Origin of the sequence: Pseudomonas sp. IAC-BECa141, from assembly GCF_020544405.1 — a bacterium.
In the GTDB taxonomy this organism is placed as follows: domain Bacteria; phylum Pseudomonadota; class Gammaproteobacteria; order Pseudomonadales; family Pseudomonadaceae; genus Aquipseudomonas.
Map to the genome: position 1 here is coordinate 5,931,434 of NZ_CP065410.1, position 18,779 is coordinate 5,950,212.

Sequence of the window (18,779 nt, forward strand, 5' to 3'; positions counted from 1 at the left end):
TGACCAGACAGGCATGCACTGTTCTCATAAAACCTTACGAATGTCTTCCGGCAGAAGGGTGACGTATTTAAGGCCTGGACTCTTTTGGCAGCGCGTCACAATGCTGGGAACACGCTTGTTCATTTTGGCGACCATGGCCAGGCGTTGCTCCATCGGGATCTGTCCCTGGAAAAACGTATTTGCCAGATAACCGCGCACATAATGAAACGGTGCAGCATCCACCCAGGCATGTCTTGGATAGTGCGCCAGCAAACTGTTGAACTCGCGGCATTTGAGATCCTTCAGCCACAGATTGACACCGTCGGGAGAGTCGAATCCGAACGTCATCGGGGCGATTATTTCCTGCTCTGGCGGGCGTTCTCCTTCAACAGTCCACGGTTTAAAGCGCCATTGCGCCAGCGCTTTTTTGACCGCATCGGACAGTTCGGCATGATCGCTTTTCAAAATGCCGACCTTACTCACCGCTCCGTCTGCACTGACGGTAAAGCTTACTTTGACGCCTCCGGTAAACCCGGCCCGTTGCAGCCCCGGAGGGTAGATTGGTTTCGGATGATGTTCCGGAATCAAAAATACCTCGGCCGCCCAGGTACTGCCCGCCACCAACAGCAAAACCAACAACGTACACCAGCGCATGATTCCTCCCCTCGCGACCCGAATGCCCGATCAGGCATCTGCGAAAAGGTTAAGGCGCGCCCCTCCAAAATAGAACGTCGCGGCTTCTGCGTTGCAAGCAGGAGATTTCCTCAAAACTTGCCCTACGTCTCGCTGAAACCCTGCAGGAAGCCGCCGAAGTAACCTTTCCCACAGCGCCCCTCACTTATATCTGAGCGACATGTTCATAAAGGAACGTGCGACTTCCAACATTTCCACTGTTTTGTCGATGGGAAGCGGTGCTATTTTCGGTAACGAAACTGTAACATTCGCATCCGCAGTCAAAACAAGAAATCTGGAGCTCTTGAATGTTTGCTTTCTTTCGTCCTGCCGCACATCAGGCTCCATTGCCTGAAGAAAAAATCGACAGCACCTACCGACGCCTGCGTTGGCAGATCTTCGCCGGCATCTTCTTTGGCTACGCGGGTTACTACCTGCTGCGCAAGAACTTCTCGCTGGCCATGCCGTACCTGATCGACGAAGGCTACAGCCGTGGCGATCTGGGCCTGGCGATGTCGGCGATCGCCATTGCGTATGGCTTGTCCAAGTTCCTCATGGGCCTGGTCTCCGACCGCTCCAACCCGCGTTACTTCCTGCCCTTCGGCCTGCTGGTATCGGCCGGGGTCATGTTCATTTTCGGTTTCGCGCCTTGGGCAACGTCCAGCGTGACCATGATGTTCATCCTGCTGTTCATCAACGGTTGGGCCCAGGGCATGGGCTGGCCGCCGAGCGGACGCACGATGGTGCACTGGTGGTCGCAGAAGGAACGAGGCGGCGTGGTGTCGGTGTGGAACGTGGCGCATAACGTCGGGGGCGGCCTGATCGGCCCGCTGTTCCTGGTCGGCATGGGCCTGTTCAACGACTGGCACGCAGCGTTCTACGTTCCGGCCGCTGTTGCTCTGGCGGTAGCGGTGTTCGCGTTCGTGACCATGCGCGACACCCCGCAATCGGTTGGCCTGCCGCCGATCGAGAAGTACAAGAACGACTATCCGGAAGGCTACGACGCCAGCCACGAAGACGAATTCAGCGCCAAGGAAATCTTCGTCAAATACGTGCTGCGCAACAAAATGCTCTGGTACATCGCCATGGCCAACGTCTTCGTTTACCTGCTGCGCTACGGTGTACTGGACTGGGCGCCGACCTACCTGAAGGAAGCCAAGGGTTTCACTGTAGATAAAACCTCGTGGGCCTATTTCTTCTACGAATGGGCGGGGATTCCAGGCACGCTGCTGTGCGGCTGGATGTCAGACAAGATCTTCCGTGGCAACCGTGGCCTGACCGGCATGGTGTTCATGGCGCTGGTGACCGTGGCGACCCTGGTTTACTGGCTGAACCCGGCCGGCAACCCGACCATCGACATGATCGCGCTGTTCTCCATCGGCTTCCTGATCTATGGCCCGGTGATGCTGATCGGCCTGCAAGCGCTGGAGCTGGCACCAAAGAAAGCCGCCGGTACTGCTGCGGGCTTCACCGGTCTGTTCGGGTACTTGGGTGGTTCGGTCGCGGCCAGTGCAGCGATGGGCTACACCGTGGACCATTTCGGCTGGGATGGCGGTTTCGTGTTGCTGGTGGGCGCTTGCCTGCTGTCGATGGCCTTCCTGGCCCCGACCCTTTGGCACAAGCAAGTCGCCAGTCAGACCCGCGAAGCAGTCGCCTGATCGGCCTTTGACCTGCAGCGCTTGAGCCGCGCCTCCAGATTCCGGTCTGGCATGGCGTGGCTGCGCAGGGCGTGAGCGGTCTGCTCGACATAATCGCGAGTCGTGCCGTAACGCCCGCAAGCGCTTTCGAACACCTGGCTCAGCACATGATCCGGCAAGTTGCCGGCATAGCTGGGCAGGTGTCGCTCCAATACGAATCCCAAGGCCTGAACCTGGCTGCCATCTTCGAGTCGGCAGTTGAGCCAGTGTGGGCGATAGGACGGGAACGGCATCTCGCGCTTCCACAACGCATAGAGCGCGCTGTCCAGGTTGTCTTCCGGCAACCGGTAGGCAAAGCCGCTGCATGAACCGCCCCGGTCCAGACCAAAGACCAGACCCGGCATTTCCGGCGTGCCGCGATGCTCGTGGGACCACAGGTACAAGCCACGATGGTAGCCATGCACTCGACCGCGCACACGCTCGACGGCGGTGCATTCCGGCCGCCAGATCAGCGATCCGTAGGCGAACAGCCACACCGGCCCGCCCTTGTGGCGCGCCATGGTCGATTGCATGGAAGCGAGAAGTTGTTCGTGCGTCAGCTGCGGCCCGAGATCGAGCCGCGGAGGGTAAGCCAGGTTCAGAAAAGCGTTTTCAATGGCGCTCATGGCGAATAGCGTTCAGCTCCCCGCGGGTGAAGAATTACTTAATAGAACGCACCGCTGTAACAATAAGGCACATATGTTTTAAAGCAATTGGAGTGCCATGGCACAGTTCTTAATTTATTGCCTGATTGATATATAACCTACCGGCATTTATGCAATTACATAAATACCGATCGGCTATATAGAGCGTTATAAAGAATTCAGGAACGGGGCGCGTAAGCGAACACATCCGCACGCATCTGATGGGCATCCATCCCCGCTTCCACCAGCGCATCCAGCGTGCCGTAGACCATGGCCGGCGAGCCGCTGGCGTAGACGTGCAGCGGTTTCAGATCGGGAAAATCCTCACACACCGCCTCATGCAACATGCCGCAGCGCCCTTCCCAACCGCATTGATCACTGACGACCTTGTGCAGGAACAGGTTGGGCAACTTCAGCCATTCGTCCCAATGTTCGATTTCGTAGAAGTCTTCCGGGCGACGCACGCCCCAGTACAAGTGCACCGGCTGTTTGAAGCCGTTGGCCCGGCAATGTTCGATCAGGCTGTGGATCTGCCCCATGCCGGTGCCGGCGGCGATCAGCACCAGCGGCCCGTCCGGCAATTCCGCCAGATGGGTGTCGCCGAACGGCAGTTCGACCCGCACCATCGGGTTGCGCGTGAGCTGATCGATCAGGTTCAGCGCACTGGATTCGCGCGCCAGCACATGGATTTCCAGATCGCGCCCGCCGTGGGGCGCCGAGGCCATGGAGAACGCCGACTTCTCGCCGTTCTCGCGCTCGATCATCAGGTACTGACCGGCGTGATAGCGCGGCGGCTTGCCGGCCGGTGCCCGCAGGCGCACACGAAAGGTATCGCCACCGACGTCCCGGCATTCGATGACCTGACACGACACACTGCGCACGGGCAGTTCTCCCAGCGCGAGCACGCCATCCCACAGCACGATGCAGTCTTCCAGCGGCTCCGCTATGCAAGTGTAGAACTCACCGTGGTCGTGCACCTTGCCGGCCTGTTCGACCCGGCCTTCCACCAGCAGCGCCGCACACACATGGCAATTGCCGTTGCGGCAGCTCTGCGGGCATTCATAGCCCAGGCGCCGCGCACCATCGAGAATCCGCTCTCCGGGCCGTATCTCGAGCACCGCTCCGGAGGGCTGCAGGGTTACACGCATCAATCTATTCCTAACTGATTCCAGATGGCATCGATCCGTTGGGTGACGGCATCATCCTTGACGATGACGCGGCCCCACTCGCGAGTGGTTTCGCCCGGCCACTTGTGGGTGGCATCCAGGCCCATCTTCGAGCCGAGCCCCGACACTGGCGAGGCAAAGTCGAGGTAGTCGATCGGCGTGTTGTCGATCATCACCGTGTCGCGCTTGGGGTCCATGCGCGTGGTGATGGCCCAGATCACGTCGTTCCAGTCACGCGCGTTGATGTCGTCGTCGGTGACGATAACGAACTTGGTGTACATGAACTGTCGCAAAAACGACCAGACACCCAGCATCACGCGCTTGGCATGGCCCGGATACGCCTTCTTCATCGTCACCACGGCCATGCGGTACGAGCAGCCTTCCGGCGGCAGGTAGAAGTCGGTGATCTCCGGGAACTGCTTCTGCAGGATCGGCACGAACACTTCGTTCAACGCCACGCCGAGAATCGCCGGCTCATCCGGCGGACGGCCGGTGTAGGTGCTGTGGTAGATCGGTTTGATCCGGTGGGTGATGCGCTCGACGGTGAACACCGGGAAGCTGTCGACTTCGTTGTAGTAACCGGTGTGGTCGCCGTACGGGCCTTCATCGGCCATTTCGCCCGGATGGATCACGCCTTCGAGGATGATTTCAGCGGTGGCCGGCACTTGCAGGTCGTTGCCACGGCACTTCACCAGTTCTGTGCGGCTGTCGCGCAGCAGACCGGCGAAGGCGTATTCGGAGAGGCTGTCCGGCACCGGGGTGACCGCGCCGAGAATGGTCGCAGGATCCGCACCGAGGGCCACGGACACCGGGAACGGCTGACCCGGATGCTTCTCGCACCACTCGCGGAAATCCAGCGCGCCACCCCGGTGGCTGAGCCAGCGCATGATGACCTTGTTGCGGTCAATCACTTGCTGACGGTAGATGCCGAGGTTCTGCCGATCCTTGTTCGGGCCCTTGGTGACGGTCAGGCCCCAGGTAATCAGCGGTGCCACGTCGCCCGGCCAGCAGGTCTGCACCGGCAACATCGCCAGATCGACGTCGTCGCCTTCGATGACCACTTCCTGGCACGGCGCGTCTTTGACGACTTTCGGCGCCATCGCAATGATCTTGCGGAAGATCGGCAGCTTCGACCACGCATCCTTCAAGCCCTTCGGCGGCTCCGGCTCCTTGAGGAACGCCAGTAGCTTGCCGATTTCGCGCAGCTCGCTGACCGACTCGGCGCCCATGCCCATCGCGACCCGCTCGGGAGTGCCGAACAGGTTGCCGAGCACCGGAATGTCATGGCCGGTCGGTTTCTCGAACAGCAGCGCCGGGCCCTTGGCCCGCAGCGTGCGGTCGCACACCTCGGTCATCTCCAGCACCGGCGAGACGGGAATCTGGATGCGTTTCAACTCTCCGCGCTGCTCAAGCTGCTGCACGAAATCCCGAAGATCCTTGAATTTCATTGACGATGGCACCCTCAAAATAGGCGTACATCCTACCTGCTCTGACGGGCAAACAGCAGCCCGTCAGCATCAGGCCTCGCTCAATTGTGGCTCGTACCCAGCAGCAGAGGCGCAAACAGCGGGCTCAGCCGGGAGCTCCCCGCGTCCGAAAGATGATCCTCATCCTTGTACTGCGAATGACCGTTGACCTCGATGCTGCAGACGCCGTTGGCGCACATCAGCGGCGTTGGATCGATCACGTGCACACCCGGATCAGCGGCGCTCATTGAGTCGAACAGGCTGCTGAGGAAATGCTGGCGCGCCAGATGTTCCTCAAGCGGACGACCCAGCCCTTCGGCTGACCTTCCGATCCGCGCCAGGCTGGTCAAGCGGTTGACGATGCCTTTGCGTTGCAGCGGCACCTCCTTGAACAGCCAGACTTGCGCCCCCGTCGCTCTCAATGCGGCAACTCGCGCTTTCAGCGCTGCGGCCATGCGTTGCTCGGCCTGGACGGTATCGTCTTGCGAATTGAGCAGCACCTTCTTGTCGCCGTCTTCGCGGCCATACACGTAAAGGCTCCAGTTGGACGCCAGCACCACATCCTTGATGCCGAGACTGCGCACGCGTTCCATGGTCCGTTCGTTGAAATCCTTGCAGCGCTGACGCGGGTCGTCGCTGAGAATCGGCGGGCACGCGCTCATGCTGTACAGCCAAACCGGACGCCCCTCGCGACGGGCATTATTCTCGATAGCCGGCAGCAAGGCGGCGGCGTGGCTATCGCCCCAGAACAATTGAGTGGCCGGAACATCCCCACTGCCACCCACCAGACAGGCCTTGTCCAGCTCTTTATCCTGAGTCACCAGCATGCATTTCATCTGCCCCGCATGCCACTCACGGGACTGTGCATACTCCAGCGCTTTACCGGTCAGACGTTGAGGGACGCCACCGGCGGAACGGATCGCCGACCCCGTCGCCACAAGTGCAACGATGGCCGCCAGACTGCCTGCCAGCACTGCATTACGCGAGGCGAGCAAGCGTTTTTCGCGAAACGGCAGCTCGATATAGCGCAGACTCAGCCAGGCCAGACCCAGCGCCAAGGCTATCCAGCCGATTGCTTCAACAGGCTGAATGCCATCGATGGAAATCGCGTTGGCATAGACAAACACAGGCCAATGCCAAAGATAGAGCGAATACGAAAGCAAGCCGACCCAGACCAACGGCCGCAGACTCAAGAGCCGCCCGGTGAGGCTCGCACCTTGCGCGCCCGACCAGATCAACGCCGTCGTCCCCAGTACCGGCAACAAGGCTGCCCAGCCCGGGAACACGGTGGACTTGTCAAAAGTGAACACCGCAACCAGTACTGCCACCAGACCGGCCAGCCCCACAGCCTGATACAACCAGGGACGCACCGCCTGTTTCGGCGCCGGCATGACCGCGAGCATCGCGCCGCAGAGCAACTCCCAGGCCCGGGTAGGCAGCGAGAAGAAGGTGAATTCCGGCTTGTGGTCGATGTTGGCGATGTTCAAGCCGAACGATACCAGCAACACGGCGAACAGCATCCAGCGCCAATGGCGGAAATAGCGGATCAGCACCGCCATCAACAGCGGAAAGAAGATGTAGTACTGTTCTTCTACCGCCAGCGACCAGGTGTGCAGCAGCGGCTTCAGATCCGAGGCTGGCTGAAAGTAGCCGTCCTCTCGCATGAACAGAATGTTGGAGATGAAAAGCGACTGATAGCGCACTGTTCGCCCGAGTTCGGCGAAGTCCTTGGCCGTCAGCAGCAACCAGCCCAATGCCAGCGTCACCAGCATGACCACACTCAGGGCAGGAATGATGCGGCGGGCACGGCGTGCCCAGAAATCAATGAAGCTGAAGCGCTGAGAGCTGATTTCGCGGAACAGGATCGTTGTGATCAGGAAGCCGGAAATGACGAAAAAAACGTCAACCCCGACAAAGCCGCCACTGAATGTACTGAATCCGAAATGAAACAGTACGACCGGAATAACCGCCAGAGCTCGTAATCCGTCGATATCACGGCGATTGCCAAACGTGTGCATGATCTTTCTCGTTCTGGATACAGAGTCCTTGGAAAGCGCGAAAGTTATCAGCCACGTACATTTCAATCCAGATACAAATAATCCGTTGCAAAAAAAGCGCCCTTATAGGGCGCTTTATTCAAACAACAGCGAATTACTTGCGCTTCATCGACAGGAAGAATTCGTCGTTGGTCTTGGTCGTTTTCAGCTTGTCGACCAGGAACTCGATGGCCGCCACTTCGTCCATCGGGTGCAGCAGTTTGCGCAGGATCCACATACGCTGCAGCTCATCGTCGGCAGTCAGCAGCTCTTCGCGACGGGTACCGGACTTGTTGATGTTGATGGCCGGGAACACACGTTTCTCGGCGATACGACGGTCCAGTGGCAGCTCCATGTTGCCGGTGCCCTTGAACTCTTCGTAGATCACTTCATCCATCTTCGAGCCGGTTTCAACCAGCGCGGTGGCGATGATGGTCAGCGAGCCGCCTTCTTCGATGTTGCGCGCGGCGCCGAAGAAACGCTTCGGTTTCTCCAGGGCGTGGGCATCGACACCACCGGTCAGCACCTTGCCGGAGCTCGGAATCACGGTGTTGTAGGCACGGGCCAGACGGGTGATGGAGTCGAGCAGAATCACCACGTCCTTCTTGTGTTCGACCAGGCGCTTGGCCTTCTCGATCACCATTTCAGCCACTTGTACGTGACGGGTCGGCGGCTCGTCGAAGGTCGAGGCAACCACTTCGCCGCGCACGGTGCGCTGCATTTCGGTCACTTCTTCCGGACGTTCGTCGATCAACAGCACGATCAGGTGAACTTCAGGATTGTTACGGGCGATGTTCGCCGCGATGTTCTGCAGCATGATCGTTTTACCGGCCTTCGGCGGTGCAACGATCAGACCGCGCTGGCCTTTGCCGATCGGGGCGCACAGGTCGATCACGCGACCGGTCAGGTCTTCGGTGGAACCGTTGCCGGCTTCCATCTTCATGCGCACGTTCGGGAACAGCGGAGTCAGGTTCTCGAAGAGAATCTTGTTCTTCGCGTTCTCAGGACGATCGAAGTTGATCGTGTCGACCTTGAGCAGGGCGAAATACCGCTCGCCTTCCTTCGGAGGGCGGATCTTGCCAACGATGGTGTCACCGGTGCGCAAGTTGAAACGGCGGATCTGGCTCGGCGAGACGTAGATGTCGTCAGGGCCGGCGAGGTAGGAAGCGTCAGCGGAGCGCAGGAAGCCGAAGCCGTCCTGGAGAATCTCCAGCACGCCATCACCGGAGATTTCCTCACCGCTTTTAGCGTGCTTTTTCAGCAGGGAGAAAATCACGTCCTGCTTGCGCGAACGGGCCATATTTTCTATGCCCATCTGTTCGGCCAATTCGAGCAGTTCGGTAATCGGCTTTTGCTTGAGTTCAGTCAGATTCATATAGGAATGACGTAATCATTTATGGAGGGGGGAAATTAAGCTTTTGGCTTAATGAGGCCGCGCCGCGGAGAAGGCGACAGGATCGCGTACTTATTCGAAAAGGAGTGCGTCGGCGACGGCTAGCAGGGGGCAGTGGAGAAACCAGTGCGGGGCCGAATGTATCACCTGAGTTTCGGAGCGTCTAGCCCTGAATACGCAAAAAGCCCCGCAAATTGCGGGGCTTTTCAAGGACAGTCTTTACCGCAACGCTTAGATGTTGGCGTCGAGGAAAGCTTTCAGCTGAGACTTCGACAGCGCGCCGACCTTGGTCGCTTCCACGTTGCCGTTCTTGAACAGCATCAGGGTTGGAATACCACGCACGCCGTGCTTGGCAGGGGTTCCCTGGTTTTCGTCGATGTTCAGTTTGGCAATGGTCAGCTTGCCTTCGTATTCCTCTGCAATCTCGTCCAGAACCGGAGCGATCATTTTGCAAGGGCCGCACCATTCAGCCCAGTAGTCGACCAGGACAGCGCCTTCGGCCTTGAGTACGTCGGCTTCGAAGCTAGCGTCGCTAACGTGTTTGATCAGATCGCTGCTGCTCATGGAATTCTCCAGGTTGTAAGCAAAAAAACGTGGCCCATCATAGCCGCCCTTCCCTTGTTCAGGAAGCCGCAGATGATTGAGTCTTGCTATGGCACCCGATGAGTTTGGGTATAGCTCAAGTCACGCGCTGGCGGGGGCAATGAAGGAAATTCCGGTGCGCAGGGCCGCGTTGCGCACGTGTTCCTGCATGGCTTTCTGCGCGGCGGCAGAGGCCCGGCGAGCCAGGGCGCGAAGGATCTTGCGGTGTTCCTGCCAGGTTTCCATGGCCCGCTCGGCGCGGATGAACGGTAGTTTCTGGCTCTCCAGAAAGATGTCGGCACTGGCGGTAAGGATGCTCAGCATCGCCTGATTGCCGCTGGCCAGCAGGATCCGCCGGTGAAATTCGAAATCCAGTTTCGCCGCCGCCTCGAAGTCGCCGGCGCGCAGCTGCTCGCGCATGGCCGCGACGTTGTCTTCCAGTTCGTCCAGATCAAACGTGCTCAGCGTCACCGCCGCCAGACCGGCCGCAAACCCTTCCAGCGCATAGCGCAATTGAAAGATTTCCAGCGGCGAAGCCTGGGCTGCAAACGGCCACGCCGGCGCGCCCTCGCCGCGCGGCAATTCCACCGGCGCCTGCACGAACACGCCTTTGCCCGGCTGGATGCTGACCACGCCCAGCGCACTCAAGGACGACAACGCCTCACGCAGCGACGCGCGACTGACACCCAACTGAACCGCCAGATCCCGTTGCGAGGGCAGCGCATCGCCGGGGCCGAAGCCCTGCTCGGTGATTAGTTTGCGGATCGCTTGCAGCGCCACTTCGGGTACGGCGCGGGAGATCGAGTTCATGGTTTTCCAGACGAACCAGGCCAAGGTGCGGCCAGTTGTAAAGCTATTCGAGGCATCAGGCAAGTCGTGCCCCAGCGGGGTTCGACAGGGCGCGTCGATGCGCTATCGCAGTGCGAAACCCGATCCGACTGTTCAGACCAGTAAGACCGAACAAACCCGCTAAACCCGTGGCTTTGCGGGGCCGAACCTCTGTCTTGGCACGGCCCATGCTCTGTCCGATCGCACATTTCACTTCCCGCCGATCCGGAGATTGTCCATGACGAAGCGTTACAGCGCCCTCCTCGCCGCCCTGTTTGCCGGTCTGATGCTGAGCCAGGCCCCCGCCCATGCCGACGGTCTGGATGACGTGGTCAAGCGCGGCACCTTGAAAGTCGCCGTGCCTCAGGACTTCCCGCCGTTCGGTTCGGTCGGCCCGGACATGAAGCCGCGCGGCCTCGATATCGACACTGCGAAACTGCTGGCCGAGCAGCTCAAGGTCAAACTCGAACTGACCCCGGTCAACAGCACTAACCGCATTCCATTCCTGACCACCGGCAAGGTTGACCTGGTGATTTCCAGCCTCGGCAAAAACCCCGAGCGCGAGAAGGTCATCGATTTTTCCCGCGCCTATGCGCCGTTCTACCTCGCCGTGTTCGGTCCGCCGGACGCAGCCGTCAACACTCTCGACGACCTGAAGGGCAAGACCATCAGCGTCACCCGTGGCGCCATCGAAGACATCGAGCTGACCAAGGTCGCTCCCGAAGGCGTGACCATCAAACGCTTCGAAGACAACAACTCGACCATCGCCGCCTACCTCGCAGGGCAAGTCGACCTGATCGCCAGCGGCAACGTGGTGATGGTCGCGATCAGCGAAAAGAACCCGAAACGCGTTCCCGCGCTGAAAGTGAAACTCAAGGATTCGCCGGTCTACGTCGGCGTGAACAAGAACGAGCCGGCGCTGCTGGGCAAGGTCAACGAGATCCTGGCCACTGCCAAGGCTGACGGCGCGCTGGAAAAGAATGCGCAGACCTGGCTCAAAGAGCCGCTGCCGGCCGACCTCTGACCGGCGCCGCGGGAGACTTTAATGGCCTATCAGTTCGATTTCTTGCCGGTGGTGGAAAACACCGACCTGCTCCTGCGCGGGGCGTTGTTTACCCTTGAGCTGACGGCCATCGGCGCGCTGCTCGGGGTTGGCGTGGGCATCGTCGGAGCGCTGGTGCGGGCGTGGAAGATCCGTCCGTTCTCGGCGATCTTCGGCGTGTACGTGGAGCTGATCCGTAACACGCCGTTTCTGGTGCAGCTGTTCTTCATTTTTTTTGGCCTGCCGTCCCTCGGCGTGCAGATTTCCGAGTGGCAGGCGGCGGTGCTGGCGATGGTGATCAACCTCGGTGCCTATTCGACCGAGATCATCCGCGCCGGCATCCAGGCAATTCCGCGCGGGCAGCTGGAAGCCGCGGCGGCATTGGCGATGAGCCGCTTCGAAGCGTTCCGTCACGTGGTGCTGCTGCCGGCGCTGGGCAAGGTCTGGCCGGCGCTGAGCAGCCAGATCATCATCGTCATGCTCGGTTCGGCGGTGTGTTCGCAGATTGCCACCGAGGAGTTGAGCTTCGCCGCCAACTTCATTCAGTCGCGCAACTTCCGCGCCTTTGAAACCTACGCCCTCACCACCCTCATTTATCTGTGCATGGCGCTGTTGATCCGTCAGTTGCTGAACTGGCTCGGCCGGCGCTACCTGTCCAAAAGCAGCGCAAGGAGCAGCCAATGAGCGACTTCACGTTCTGGGACATCCTGCGCAACCTGCTCACCGGCCTGCAATGGACGCTGGCGTTGTCGCTGGTGGCGTTCATCGGCGGCGGGGTCGTCGGGTTGCTGATCCTGATCATGCGCATCTCGAAAAACCCGCTGCCCAGCAGCATCGCCCGCACCTGGATCGAACTGTTCCAGGGCACGCCGCTGTTGATGCAGCTGTTTCTGGTGTTCTTCGGCGTGGCACTGGCCGGCGTCGAGATTTCGCCGTGGATGGCGGCGGCGATTGCCCTGACGCTGTTCACCAGCGCCTATCTGGCGGAGATCTGGCGCGGCTGCGTCGAGGCGATTCCCAACGGTCAGTGGGAAGCGTCGTCGAGCCTGGCGCTCAATCCGCTGGAGCAACTGCGCTACGTGATCCTGCCGCAGGCGCTGCGCATCGCCGTGGCGCCGACCGTGGGCTTCTCGGTGCAAGTGGTCAAGGGCACCGCCGTGACCTCAATCATCGGCTTCACCGAACTGACCAAGACCGGCGGCATGCTCGCCAACGCCACCTTCGAACCGTTCATGGTCTACGGCCTCGTCGCCCTGGGCTACTTCCTGCTCTGCTACCCCTTGTCCCTCAGTGCGCGCTACCTGGAAAGGAGACTGCATGCCTCTGCTTAGAATTTCCGCTCTGCATAAATACTACGGCGATCACCACGTGCTCAAAGGCATCGACCTGACCGTCGAGGAAGGCCAGGTGGTGGCGATCATCGGTCGCAGCGGCTCGGGCAAATCCACCCTGCTGCGCACCCTCAATGGCCTGGAATCGATCAACGACGGCGTGATCGAAGTCGACGGCGAATACCTCGACGCTGCCCGCGCCGACCTGCGCAGTCTGCGGCAGAAAGTCGGCATGGTGTTTCAGCAGTTCAACCTGTTCCCGCACCTGACGGTGGGCGAGAACGTGATGCTCGCGCCGCAAGTGGTGCAGAAAGTGCCCAAGGCCAAGGCGCAAGAACTCGCGCGGCGGATGCTGGAACGTGTGGGTCTGGGCGAGAAGTTCGATGCCTTCCCGGAGCGTCTCTCCGGCGGCCAGCAACAGCGCGTGGCGATTGCCCGGGCACTGGCGATGTCGCCGAAGGTGCTGCTGTGCGACGAGATCACCTCGGCGCTGGACCCGGAGCTGGTCAACGAGGTGCTCAGCGTGGTCCGCCAGCTCGCCAAGGAAGGCATGACGCTGATCATGGTCACCCACGAAATGCGCTTCGCCCGGGAGGTCGGGGACAAACTGGTGTTCATGCATCAGGGCAAGGTGCACGAGGTGGGCGATCCGAAGGTGCTGTTTGCCGATCCGCAGACGCCGGAACTGGCGAATTTCATTGGCACTGTGGAAGCAACTGCCTGAAACGGCCTGCTACCCGATCATTCCCACGCTTTGCGTGGGAATGCAGCCCGGGACGCTCCGCGTCCCAAAAGCGGACGCAGAGCGTCCATTGAGGCATTCCCACGCAGAGCGTGGGAACGATCAGCGTCATTGACCGCGCAGCGGTCACTGACTTTATGCGCTGAATCAAGGGTTTGAACCCTGCGCGTTGGCGGCAGCGTTTGATCGTGGCACGATGGCGGGGTTATCGACCGAGACCCCCTGACCATGCCCCAATCCCAAGCCAAGAATCTGTCCCTGATCGCCGCGATCGACCTGGGCTCCAACAGCTTCCATATGGTCGTGGCCAAGGCCCAGAACGGTGAAATCCGCATTCTCGAGCGGCTCGGAGAAAAGGTTCAACTGGCCGCCGGCATCAACGATGAGCGTCAGCTCAACGAAGAGTCCATGCAGCGCGGGCTCGACTGCCTCAAGCGCTTTGCCCAACTGATCAACGGCATGCCACTGGGCGCCGTGCGGATCGTTGGCACCAACGCCCTGCGTGAGGCGCGCAACCGTGGCGAATTCATCCGCCGCGCCGAAGAAATCCTCGGCCATCCGGTGGAAGTCATCTCCGGTCGTGAAGAGGCGCGCCTGATCTACCTGGGCGTGTCCCACACCCTCGCCGACACACCGGGCAAGCGTCTGGTCGCCGACATCGGCGGCGGCAGCACCGAATTCATCATTGGCCAGCGTTTCGAACCGCTACTGCGCGAAAGCCTGCAAATGGGCTGCGTGAGCTTCACCCAGCGCTATTTCAAGGACGGCAAGATCACCCCGGCCCGCTACGCCCAGGCTTACACGGCGGCGCGCCTGGAAATCATGAGCATCGAACACGCCCTGCACCGCCTGACCTGGGATGAGGCCATCGGCTCCTCGGGCACCATCCGCGCCATCGGCCTCGCGCTAAAGGCCGGCGGCCATGGCACCGGCGAAGTGAACGCCGAAGGCCTGGCGTGGCTCAAGCGTCGCCTGTTCAAGCTTGGCGATGTCGACAAGATCGATTTCGAAGGCATCAAGCCTGACCGCCGCGCGATCTTCCCGGCGGGCCTGGCGATTCTCGAGGCGATCTTCGATGCTCTTGAACTGCAACGCATGGATCACTGCGAAGGCGCACTGCGTGAAGGCGTGCTGTACGACCTGCTGGGCCGCCATCACCACGAAGACGTGCGCGAACGCACCCTGACCTCGCTGATGGAGCGCTACCACGTCGATCTGGAACAGGCTGCGCGGGTCGAGCGCAAAGCCCTGCACGCCTTCGATCAAGTGGCCGTGGATTGGGAGCTGGACGACGGCATCTGGCGCGAACTGCTGGGCTGGGCGGCGAAAGTGCACGAAGTCGGGCTCGACATCGCTCACTATCACTACCACAAGCACGGTGCCTACCTGATCGAGCACTCGGACCTCGCCGGCTTCTCCCGCGAAGACCAGCAAATGCTCGCCCTGCTGGTGCGCGGCCACCGCCGCAACATCCCCAAGGACAAGTTTGCCGAGTTCGGCGACGACGGCGACAAGCTGATCCGTCTGTGCGTTCTACTGCGTTTCGCCATCCTGTTCCACCACATTCGTGGCACCCAGGCGATGCCGCAAGTAGCGCTGCATGCCAACGGCAACCACCTCGACGTGGAATTCCCGGAAAACTGGCTGGATGAAAACCAGCTGACCCAGGCCGATTTCGGGCTTGAAGCCGAATGGCTGACGCGGGTGGGGATTGTTCTGACCGTTCACTGAGTGACAAGTCAGGCGCAAAAAAGGCGATCCGGATGGATCGCCTTTTTTATTTCTTTGAAACCTGCGGTCAGCTGCTCACCGGCAGAATCGGGCTGCCCAAACGCTCCAGCAACGTCGCCTGCGCACTGCGCGGGTTCTGGTTGCCGGTCGGCGTGTTGCGGATGTAGCGGCCGTCCGATTGCAGGCTCCAGCTGTGGGTGTTGTCGGTCAGGTACAGCTCCAGCTCTTTCTTGACCCGGGTCAGCAGCTTCTTGCCCTCAACCGGGAAGCAAGTCTCGACGCGCTTGTCGAGGTTGCGCTCCATCCAGTCGGCGCTGGAGAGGAACATCTGCTCCTCGCCACCGTTGAGGAAGTAGAACACCCGGGTGTGCTCGAGGAAGCGGCCGATGATCGAGCGCACGTGAATGTTGTGCGAAACCCCGGCGATGCCCGGACGCAGGCAGCACATGCCGCGCACCACCAGATCGATGCGCACGCCGGACTGGCTGGCCTTGTACAGCGCGCGAATGATCTTCGGATCGGTCAGCGAGTTGAACTTGGCGATGATGTGCGCCGGTTTGCCGTCGAGCGCAAATTGCGTCTCGCGGGTAATCATGTCGAGCATGCCCTTCTTCAGGGTGAACGGCGCATGCAGCAGCTTCTTCATGCGCAGCGTCTTGCCCATGCCGATCAACTGGCTGAACAGCTTGCCGACGTCTTCGCACAAGGCATCGTCCGAGGTCAGCAGGCTGTAGTCGGTGTACAGACGGGCGTTGCCGGCGTGATAGTTACCGGTGCCGAGGTGCGCGTAACGCACGATCTCGCCGGCCTCGCGACGCAGGATCAGCATCATCTTGGCGTGGGTCTTGAAGCCGACCACGCCGTAGATCACCACCGCACCGGCCGCTTGCAGACGGCTGGCCAGTTGCAGGTTGGATTCTTCGTCGAAACGCGCCCGCAGCTCGATGACCGCCGTCACTTCCTTGCCGTTACGCGCGGCGTCCACCAGCGCATCGACGATTTCCGAGTTGGCGCCGGAACGGTACAGGGTCTGGCGCACCGCCAGAACATGCGGATCCTTGGCAGCCTGGCGCAGCAGGTCGACCACCGGGGTGAACGACTCGAACGGGTGCAGCAGCAGGATGTCCTGCTTGCTGATCACGCTGAAAATGTTCTCGCTGTTTTGCAGCAGTTTCGGGATCTGCGGCGTGAACGGCGTGTATTGCAGTTCCGGATGGCTGTCCAGCCCGGTGATGCTGAACAGACGCGTCAGGTTCACCGGACCGTTGACCTGGTACAGCTCGGTCTCGCTCAGGTTGAACTGCTTGAGCAGGTAGTCCGACAGGTGTTTCGGGCAAGTGTCGGCGACCTCCAGGCGCACGGCGTCACCGTAACGACGGGAGAACAACTCGCCACGCAGGGCGCGGGCCAGGTCTTCGACGTCTTCGGAATCGAGCGCAAGGTCGGCGTTTCGGGTCAGACGGAACTGGTAGCAGCCTTTTACCTTCATGCCCTGGAACAGGTCATCGGCGTGAGCGTGGATCATCGACGACAGGAACACATAGTTGTCACCAGGGCCGCCGACTTCTTCCGGCACCTTGATGATCCGCGGCAGCAGGCGCGGCGCCGGGATGATCGCCAGACCGGAATCGCGCCCGAAGGCGTCGATACCTTCGAGCTCGACGATGAAGTTCAGGCTCTTGTTCACCAGCAACGGGAACGGGTGCGTCGGGTCGAGACCGATCGGGGTGATGATCGGCGCGATCTCGTCGCGGAAATAACGGCGGACCCAGGTCTTGAGCTTGGTCGTCCAGTTGCGCCGACGGATGAAGCGCACCTGATGCTTTTCCAGCTCCGGCAACAGAATGTCGTTGAGAATCGCGTACTGGCGGTCCACGTGACCGTGCACCAGCTCGCTGATGCGGGCCAGGGCCTGATGCGGTTGCAGGCCGTCAGCGCCGGCCTGTTCACGGGCGAAGGTAATCTGTTTCTTGAGGCCGGCGACGCGGATCTCGAAGAATTCGTCGAGGTTGCTGGAGAAGATCAGCAGGAACTTCAGCCGCTCCAGCAACGGGTAGGACTCGTCCAGCGCCTGTTCCAGCACGCGGATGTTGAACTGCAGTTGCGACAATTCACGGTGGATGTACAGGCTGCTGTCATCCAGGCCGGGAATCGCGATCACCGGTGCCGCCGCGGCAGGCTCGGTTGCCGGCGCGGGTGGCGCAGGCTCCAGTTCCGGCGGGGTTTCGGTAATCTGCTCGACCACGGGTTGAGCTTCTTTTACGGCAACTTCAGTGAGTCCTTCGGTATTCATCGAATGTTCCTGGGAGGGCTATTTCTGCTCTCGTAACAATTGAGCGGCACGGACAGCAAAGTAAGTGAGGATGCCATCAGCGCCGGCACGTTTAAAGGCGGTCAGGGATTCGAGGATCACGCCTTCGCTCAACCAGCCATTCTGGATCGCCGCCATGTGCATGGCGTATTCACCGCTGACCTGATAGACGAAGGTCGGCACTTTGAAGGCATCTTTTACCCGGAACAAAATGTCCAGGTACGGCATGCCGGGCTTGACCATGACCATGTCCGCGCCTTCAGACAAATCCGCGCCCACTTCGTGCAGCGCTTCGTCGCTGTTGGCCGGGTCCATCTGATAGGAGGCCTTGTTCGCCTTGCCCAGGTTTGCGGCCGAACCTACCGCATCGCGGAACGGGCCGTAATAGGCGCTGGCGTACTTGGCCGAGTAGGCCATGATCCGCACATTGACGTGACCGGCCAACTCCAGCGCTTCGCGGATTGCCTGGATGCGGCCGTCCATCATGTCCGACGGGGCAACCACCTGGGCGCCAGCAGCGGCATGAGACAAGGCTTGCTTGACCAGCGCATCGACAGTGATGTCGTTCTGCACATAGCCTTCTTCATCGAGAATGCCGTCCTGACCGTGAGTGGTGAACGGGTCGAGGGCAACGTCGGTAATCACGCCCAACTCGGGGAATCGGTCACGCAGGGCGCGGGTAGCGCGCTGGGCGATACCTTGCGGATTCCAGGCTTCGGCGGCGTCGAGGGATTTGAGCTCCGGCGGGGTGACCGGGAACAGCGCCAGCGCCGGAATCCCCAGCTCGACCCATTTCGCCGCTTCTTCAAGCAGCAGGTCGATGGTCAGGCGCTCGACACCTGGCATCGAGGCCACGGCTTCGCGGCGGTTTTCACCGTCGAGCACGAACACCGGCAGGATCAGGTCATCGACCGTCAACACGTTCTCACGCACCAGCCGCCGGGAAAAATCATCACGGCGATTGCGACGCAGACGGGTGGCAGGGAACAGACGGTTGGCTGGGGTAAAGCTCACGGCAGACTCCTGAGCCCGCGCAAACCGGCGAGCGTGACAGTTATAGATGGCCATTATGACGGTCGTATGACAGTTATGTGCACCCCTGCGACAGGTAGTCGCTTTCCATTGTCCGTGTAGGAAATGTTCACGTCGAGACACATTTCGACACTTTCCTGAATGTGTC

At 60.6% G+C, this 18,779-nt stretch carries 16 protein-coding genes; 6 read left to right on the forward strand and 10 right to left on the reverse strand.

Annotation, left to right across the window (positions count from 1 at the left end; all coding sequences use genetic code 11):
* Positions 1-24: 24 nt before the first annotated feature.
* Complete coding sequence (locus I5961_RS27245; RefSeq protein ID WP_085702351.1) at positions 25-633, reverse strand: energy transducer TonB; 609 nt, start codon at positions 631-633, stop codon at positions 25-27.
* A 326-nt stretch (positions 634-959) separates the two neighbouring features.
* Here I5961_RS27245 and glpT point away from each other — a divergent pair, with 326 nt between their 5' ends.
* Entirely contained in the window at positions 960-2,309 is a 1,350-nt protein-coding gene (gene glpT / locus I5961_RS27250; protein ID WP_085696894.1) for a glycerol-3-phosphate transporter, read from the forward strand.
* Here glpT and I5961_RS27255 read toward each other — a convergent pair.
* The 7 genes from I5961_RS27255 to I5961_RS27285 all read right to left on the reverse strand — a co-directional run bounded on the left by I5961_RS27255 (position 2,285) and on the right by I5961_RS27285 (position 10,424).
* Complete coding sequence (locus tag I5961_RS27255; protein ID WP_085696893.1) at positions 2,285-2,953, reverse strand: gamma-glutamylcyclotransferase; 669 nt, start codon at positions 2,951-2,953, stop codon at positions 2,285-2,287. The genes glpT and I5961_RS27255 overlap by 25 nt on opposite strands.
* Before the next feature lie 197 nt (positions 2,954-3,150).
* On the reverse strand, positions 3,151-4,119 hold the full coding sequence (locus I5961_RS27260) for a CDP-6-deoxy-delta-3,4-glucoseen reductase (protein WP_227233855.1): 969 nt from the start codon (positions 4,117-4,119) through the stop codon (positions 3,151-3,153).
* The gene (gene ubiD / locus I5961_RS27265; RefSeq protein ID WP_227233857.1) at positions 4,119-5,585 is read right to left on the reverse strand and encodes a 4-hydroxy-3-polyprenylbenzoate decarboxylase; all 1,467 of its coding nucleotides are present in this window, start codon (positions 5,583-5,585) and stop codon (positions 4,119-4,121) included. Before ubiD ends, I5961_RS27260 begins: the two co-directional genes overlap by 1 nt.
* Before the next feature lie 80 nt (positions 5,586-5,665).
* A complete protein-coding gene (locus I5961_RS27270) occupies positions 5,666-7,621 on the reverse strand; it encodes an acyltransferase family protein (RefSeq protein ID WP_227233858.1) in 1,956 nt (651 codons plus the stop codon).
* Between the two features lie 133 nt (positions 7,622-7,754).
* Entirely contained in the window at positions 7,755-9,014 is a 1,260-nt protein-coding gene (gene rho, locus I5961_RS27275) for a transcription termination factor Rho (protein ID WP_007951825.1), read from the reverse strand.
* A gap of 249 nt (positions 9,015-9,263) precedes the next feature.
* Positions 9,264-9,596, reverse strand: coding sequence for a thioredoxin TrxA (trxA, locus tag I5961_RS27280; RefSeq protein ID WP_085696889.1), 333 nt, complete (start codon positions 9,594-9,596; stop codon positions 9,264-9,266).
* Positions 9,597-9,716: 120 nt separating this feature from the next.
* Positions 9,717-10,424, reverse strand: coding sequence for a FadR/GntR family transcriptional regulator (locus tag I5961_RS27285; RefSeq protein WP_007951828.1), 708 nt, complete (start codon positions 10,422-10,424; stop codon positions 9,717-9,719).
* A 256-nt stretch (positions 10,425-10,680) separates the two neighbouring features.
* Between I5961_RS27285 and I5961_RS27290 the strand changes: the two genes are divergently transcribed.
* From I5961_RS27290 to ppx, 5 genes are all read left to right on the forward strand, one after another.
* Positions 10,681-11,466 (forward strand): transporter substrate-binding domain-containing protein, encoded by a 786-nt coding sequence (locus I5961_RS27290; protein WP_085696888.1) that lies wholly within the window; start codon positions 10,681-10,683, stop codon positions 11,464-11,466.
* A 21-nt stretch (positions 11,467-11,487) separates the two neighbouring features.
* Positions 11,488-12,168: an amino acid ABC transporter permease gene (locus tag I5961_RS27295; RefSeq protein WP_085702347.1), complete on the forward strand. Its 681-nt coding sequence runs from the start codon at positions 11,488-11,490 to the stop codon at positions 12,166-12,168.
* Complete coding sequence (locus I5961_RS27300; protein ID WP_085696886.1) at positions 12,165-12,815, forward strand: amino acid ABC transporter permease; 651 nt, start codon at positions 12,165-12,167, stop codon at positions 12,813-12,815. The genes I5961_RS27295 and I5961_RS27300 overlap by 4 nt, the downstream gene beginning before the upstream one ends.
* On the forward strand, positions 12,802-13,539 hold the full coding sequence (locus tag I5961_RS27305; RefSeq protein ID WP_227233860.1) for an amino acid ABC transporter ATP-binding protein: 738 nt from the start codon (positions 12,802-12,804) through the stop codon (positions 13,537-13,539). The genes I5961_RS27300 and I5961_RS27305 overlap by 14 nt, the downstream gene beginning before the upstream one ends.
* A gap of 246 nt (positions 13,540-13,785) precedes the next feature.
* The gene (ppx, locus tag I5961_RS27310) at positions 13,786-15,288 is read left to right on the forward strand and encodes an exopolyphosphatase (protein ID WP_085696885.1); all 1,503 of its coding nucleotides are present in this window, start codon (positions 13,786-13,788) and stop codon (positions 15,286-15,288) included.
* A gap of 67 nt (positions 15,289-15,355) precedes the next feature.
* Here ppx and ppk1 read toward each other — a convergent pair whose 3' ends face one another.
* Both ppk1 and hemB read right to left on the reverse strand, forming a co-directional pair.
* Positions 15,356-17,581 (reverse strand): polyphosphate kinase 1, encoded by a 2,226-nt coding sequence (gene ppk1 / locus I5961_RS27315; protein WP_227233862.1) that lies wholly within the window; start codon positions 17,579-17,581, stop codon positions 15,356-15,358.
* An 18-nt stretch (positions 17,582-17,599) separates the two neighbouring features.
* Entirely contained in the window at positions 17,600-18,613 is a 1,014-nt protein-coding gene (gene hemB / locus I5961_RS27320) for a porphobilinogen synthase (protein WP_085696883.1), read from the reverse strand.
* Positions 18,614-18,779: the final 166 nt, after the last annotated feature.